The organism is Ruegeria sp. CH6 (assembly GCF_056537005.1).
On the sequence record NZ_JBQFQS010000041.1, the window covers coordinates 1 to 2,440 of the forward strand.

Annotated in this window: 4 pseudogenes; 3 read left to right on the top strand and 1 reads right to left on the bottom strand. The window is 51.8% G+C overall.

Going from position 1 to position 2,440, the window contains the following annotated elements:
• Positions 1–645 precede the first annotated feature (645 nt).
• A pseudogene (locus ACR0CW_RS23035) lies at positions 646–1,025 on the top strand (transposase); the annotation flags it as partial.
• On the opposite strand, the pseudogene ACR0CW_RS23040 reads toward ACR0CW_RS23035, so the two are convergent.
• Positions 1,017–1,124, bottom strand: a pseudogene (locus ACR0CW_RS23040) (IS5/IS1182 family transposase); the annotation flags it as partial. The pseudogenes ACR0CW_RS23035 and ACR0CW_RS23040 sit on opposite strands and share 9 nt — an antisense overlap.
• 551 nt (positions 1,125–1,675) lie before the next feature.
• Between ACR0CW_RS23040 and ACR0CW_RS23045 the strand changes: the two are divergent.
• Both ACR0CW_RS23045 and ACR0CW_RS23050 read left to right on the top strand, forming a co-directional pair.
• Positions 1,676–1,888, top strand: a pseudogene (locus ACR0CW_RS23045) (transposase); the annotation flags it as partial.
• A gap of 123 nt (positions 1,889–2,011) precedes the next feature.
• Positions 2,012–2,344: pseudogene (locus ACR0CW_RS23050) on the top strand (IS21 family transposase); the annotation flags it as partial.
• Positions 2,345–2,440: the final 96 nt, after the last annotated feature.

A 2,440-nucleotide genomic window follows, 5' to 3' on the forward strand; every position in this document is an offset into this window, starting at 1 on the left:
CAGTCTGCGACATGTTCACCCCAGACGAGTGCTACAACTTCTTCCAGGCCGCAGGATATGAAACCAATTGAGCCAGACGCGCTCTAGGTCATCTGCCGCACGCCAAAGAACGGCGCTTCCAGAAACTGCTCCTCGATCCGGCACATTAGCCCGCACCGTCTCGCCATTAGGCGTGTAATATAATGACGACCGTGAGATCGACAGCGGCTTGCATTGTTTGCAGATGGACAGGTCCGGATTGGCCAGCTCAACCATCTTGCGCCTCACTTGCCGATCCACGTCTTGAGCTTTTTTTTTTACAAAACACCGTTGGCTCCGGCCAATTCCCCGATCTTCGCGGCAGTTCTTTGACCTGCTCCTCATGAATCTCAGGGGCTATCTTACCGCTGCGCTCAAATACGCTGGACGCACCTTCGAAAAATGCCCGCTTCCAACCGTGGATCATCGTCGGGTGAACGCCAAACCAGCTCGCCAACTCAGCGTCCGAATTTCGAGGGGTAGCTCAAACAAAAATCCTTATCAACGGATTCCACGACACTGACTGACATGAACCTGTTGAACTGGTCCACTTTTAGAGCTTCACCAGATCTGAGCCTCCCCCACTGAACTGGTCCACCGTTATGTTTATGAAACGGAGGACCACGAATGGCGAACAAGAGACCAAAGTCCGAAAAGACTGTCTCGAAGTTATGGCAGGTTGAAGTTCTGATGGGGCAAGGCATGTCCCGTCTTGATGCAATCAGACAGATCGGCGTTGTTGAACAAACCTATTACCCCTGGAGAAAGAAGTACGGTGGAATGGGTGTTGATCAATTGAAGAAACTGAAACGGCTTCAGAAAGCGAACGAGCGGTTGAGACGTGCGGTTTCAGATCTGACTTTGGACAAATTAATCCTGACGGAAGCCGCAAGGGGAAACTTTTGAGCCCCGCTCGTCGTCGTGCCTGCATCGATCATGTTCGTAGCCAGCTCAGAGTATCTGAGCGACGCGCCTGCCGCGTGCTGGGGCAACATCGATCCACTCAACACCCGCTTATCATCAACCCGAGGCTTGCCGTGCGACTTCGGGAAAAATGGGGTATGCTTGGCCATCTGCTCTTCGGTTAGCCAATAAAGGTCGCTCATGTCATCGCCCCGTTTTCGGAGCCGTGAATCACGCGGCGCGGTGGAAATCAATGCATCCTGACCCTAGACAACAAGGTTTACCAAAGGAAACAGAGTGTGAAAAGAAAAGGGGGGGTGCCGTTCCAACTTGGGTAAAGAAACGACACCCCAAACGTAGAATAGGCTAAATTGAGGAAATAACCCCACCCACTCCACGTAGAAAACGAGACGAGAGGGGGTAGAACGTCTCGCTCTATAGTAGTCAGCTAAAAGCTTTTTTGGCTCTAAGGCAGGGCAACACCCACACTACAAATCAACCATCGCATCAACTTTAATTGGCGGTTCAGAAATTTGCCTGATCACAACGTGAATTTAGCGTGAAGAATTGATACGCTCCAAGCTCAATCCTGGCCCGAGTGATCTGGTCCGATCCGGCCCCAGACCTTTGTATAAAACGCGAAAGCCCTAATCCACATCAACTAACAAACTTTGCTGTGATCCCAGAAAAGGTCCTCGTTTATGGATAGAGCTTTCCGCCAGATTTCCCTAGGCTGTGAGAGGAGCGGATGGCGATGAAAGCATCCAAATTTACGGACGCGCAAAAGGCGTTCATCATCAAGCAAGGCGAAGAAGCAACACCTTTTGCTGAGATCTTTTGGAAGGCCGGGATCAGCCAGGCCACATACTTCAATTGGAAGAAGAAGTATGTCGGGATGTTGCCGACGGACATGAAGAAGCTGCGTGAGTTGGAAGACGAGAACAGGCGGCTGAATAAGATCGACGCGACCAGGTCGCGTTGGAACAGCGGAGTGCTTCTGCTCCGGTAGGGTTGGGAGATCAACGCGAAGAAGGCGTATTGTGTTTACAAGGAGTTGGGTATGCAGTTGCACAATAAAACCCAAAACGCCGTGTGGGGTCGGTTTATGTTTAGCCAGAACCTGCAAACGCTGATACGCTGTCACATTGCCGCTTTTGATGCGATGAACGGGGTGCCGGAAGAGATCCTCTATGATCTCATTAAAACAGCGGTGATCGGGGAGGATGACGCGGGCGTTGTCACCTACAACACTTTGCTCGTCGCGCTGTTTAACGACTACAGCTCTGCTCCCAAGGCTTGCAAACCGTATCGGGCTCAGACGAAAGGCAAGGTTGAACGCCCGTTCCGATACATCCGGCAGGACTTCTTTCTGGCACGCACGTTCCGCAACATTGATGATCTGAACGCCCAGTTTGACGTCTGGCGGTGCTAGAGCGCGTCTGGCTCAATTGGTTTCATATCCTGCGGCCTGGAAGAAGTTGTAGCACTCGTCTGGGGTGAACATGTCGCAGACTGCGCC